This window comes from Frigidibacter sp. SD6-1 (genome assembly GCF_030143255.1).
Classification (GTDB): Bacteria; Pseudomonadota; Alphaproteobacteria; order Rhodobacterales; family Rhodobacteraceae; genus TMP-24.
Window position 1 is genome coordinate 1 of the sequence record NZ_JARJNR010000023.1, and the last position, 2132, is coordinate 2132.

A 2132-nucleotide genomic window follows, 5' to 3' on the forward strand; every position below is an offset into this window, starting at 1 on the left:
TCCATGTCGACGACAGATCGGGCAGTCCCCTTACCTTCTTTTCATACTGCGCCTCATTCCAAGCCCATTTGTATCGCCACCAGTAGTACCAGCGTTTCGGCCAGCGCGCCTGTTTGCACAGAGTCCAATAGAAGAATGCCCTGCCGACCAGGTATCCAAGATCCATCGAGCGCTTGAACAGGGCGAGTGCTTCGTCGAGCTTTCCCTCATCCCTTTTCATGCAGCCGAGTGCGTGTATGGCTGGGGCATGCCCCCTCAACTCGAGAGCCTGTAGGATGGATTTATACCGCTCCATATTTCCCGACGCCTTGAATAGACAGGCTGCCTGATAGGAAACGAAAAGGCTCGCGCTTCCGTGCGTTCGAAAGAGACACTCGGCAGCAAGATCTATTTCACGTCGGTCTTTGATTTTATAATAAACATAACCCGCTAGACGATCAGCCTCCTCAACGGTTGAACTTTCAATCTCTGCAAGGAGATCATCGATGGTTTTCACGGCGATCATTTGAACAGCTTTAGTAATTTCGTGGAGAACTTGGTTATACGCGCGCCTTCACCTTTATACTTATTGATCGGGCAAATCTTGGCTTTCTTCGGTGGGTTCTTCTTGGGCTTAACCGGGTCGGGGAGCTCGTCAGGTTGTGAGAAAGGTAGCGTCCACTCTTCATCGCCAACCCAGTCCTCGTTGCCCTGATCAACGCAGCTGGTAAGAAGTTGCATCGTAAGCGCTGCGATGCGCCCAATCCGCGAGCCTGCATTATGGCTCCACGCCTCCAGCTCGCCCGCGAAGTAGGTATGCGCGCCTGCGACCTCGATATTGTGCACCAAGGTCGGCGTCGCGTCCAGCGTGACCGTGAGCACGCGGATGAGGGTCTCGTCCGCATTCTCGATCCCGTCGCCGGGCTTGAGATCGCCGGCCCTGACCCACTCGCCCGCGACATAGAGCGGATGTTCCGCCGTCACCGCCATCGCGCTGGCCGTCCCGTCCGGACCCTCGAGCGTCAGCCGCACCAGGTCGGTCGCCTGACGCCCCATCACCGCCGTCACCGGGAAGACCCCGGTCTGGCCCGTCTCCTCGTTCCGCGCGATCACCAGATCGCCCTCGCGCAGGTCCTCGATCTTGCGCTTGCCCTCCGGCGTCAGGACCAAAGTCCCCTCCGGGAAGGAGGAGCCCGACAGGCTCAGCCCCAGCGACAGCGCCCTGGTCAGCGCCCCGAACCGGCCCTTCGGCCCCTTGCCGCCCTTGCAGCCGCAGGAGGGCACAATCGCCTCGACCGCGCATTCGGTGAGGATCTGCCGGATCTCGATCTCCTCGGTGCCTTCGAGATAGGCAGTGCCGATATTGAGCACCGCTGTCGCCACGCGGTTGGCCACACACATCGTGCCGCGCTTCACCGTATCGACCGCCGAGCGCGCCATCGCCGCCGTTGCGGGCGACTGGGTGCTGTTCTCCGACGAGGAGGTCAGCCCCGAGGGGTCCGACCAGTTGGCCGGGTCGTTCCAGGTATAGGCGTAGAGATTGACGTCGCCCGCCGCGAAGCCCAGCGGATCGGCCTGCAGGAACCGCCCCACGCCCGGGTCATAGACCCGCGCCCGGTAATGGTAGAGCCCCGTCTCGGCGTCATATTCCCGCCCCGTGAAGCCATAATCCTGCGCCGCCGTCATAGCGCGCTGTTTTTCAGCCTGTCGCTGTGTTGCAAATACACCCCAACACAATCCTGTACCCTATTTGGGCGTCGGAAGCGCCACTCCCGTTCCAACCTCAATCGAGGCTATAACCGTATCTCTTTTCCATTTCCTCCCGGAGTTCTTGAGGCATATCTCGCCTGTAGCATCCGACCCGGACACCTTCATCTTCATCAAAGGCAAGCTGCTTCATCAGTTCTGGATAGGCAGACAGCCTTGCGCTACCAGAAATAACCTGCCGAACTGACCGATTGGGATGCTGAGCCAGCTGCCACAGTATATCGATACCTATTGTGTTATTTCTTGCAACTGCAAAGGCAACCTGATCATTCATCTGAATTAAGTTCAGCCACACTTGGCTGTCGGCGTAACAGCTTCGGGCCGGCGTTGTTGCATAACTCTGGTGGCAAAGGATTCACTTCGTGAATCCAAGCGGTTAGACAGGC

At 58.7% G+C, this 2132-nt stretch carries 3 protein-coding genes; all 3 read right to left on the reverse strand.

From position 1 onward, the window contains the following. On the reverse strand, nt 1-505 hold a 505-nt coding region (locus P0645_RS19150), incomplete at its 3' end, for a hypothetical protein (RefSeq protein ID WP_284166152.1). After that, nucleotides 502-1716, reverse strand: coding sequence for an RHS repeat-associated core domain-containing protein (locus tag P0645_RS19155; RefSeq protein ID WP_284166153.1), 1215 nt, complete (start codon nt 1714-1716; stop codon nt 502-504). The genes P0645_RS19155 and P0645_RS19150, both read right to left, overlap by 4 nt. A gap of 46 nt (nt 1717-1762) precedes the next feature. Further along, the gene (locus tag P0645_RS19160) at nt 1763-2020 is read right to left on the reverse strand and encodes a hypothetical protein (RefSeq protein WP_284166154.1); all 258 of its coding nucleotides are present in this window, start codon (nt 2018-2020) and stop codon (nt 1763-1765) included. Nucleotides 2021-2132: the final 112 nt, after the last annotated feature.